Consider the following 423-nt stretch of genomic DNA (forward strand, 5'->3'; position numbering starts at 1 on the left):
GGTTGCCGTGCTGGCGGTGTTTGTTGCTTTTACTGCCGTGCCGAATATCGTCATGCTCCCGGAGATGTTTCCGCGCGAGATTCGCGCTACGGGGATGTCGATTGTTTATTGTTTGGGCGTGTCTATTTTTGGTGGGTTTGCGCAGTTTTTTGCTACCTGGCTGATTCAGATTTCAGGGAGTAATTTGGCGCCTGCCTGGTATTTGATTGGATGTGGTTTGGTGTCGCTGTTGCCGCTTCCGTTTATGCGGGAGACCGCTGGGAAGGCTATTGATTAGTTTTTTGCCTGCGCGGCGCTGCTGGTTGTTGCGCCCGCAACGGTGCCTTTCCTCTGTGTGCCTACGGCGTTGGCCTTTCCTTGATTTGATATTGGTCTATTAGATCCTATGTAGCGTGAGAGTCGTCAAGGCCAGAGTCGTAAGAT

The 423-nt window shown here is 52.0% G+C and carries 1 pseudogene; it reads left to right on the forward strand.

From position 1 onward, the window contains the following. Window positions 1–277 (forward strand): annotated as a pseudogene (locus SB764_RS38405) (MFS transporter); the annotation flags it as partial. Window positions 278–423 lie beyond the last annotated feature (146 nt).

Origin of the sequence: Paraburkholderia sp. SIMBA_027 (assembly GCF_046535315.1) — a bacterium.
Classification (GTDB): domain Bacteria; phylum Pseudomonadota; class Gammaproteobacteria; order Burkholderiales; family Burkholderiaceae; genus Paraburkholderia; species Paraburkholderia tropica.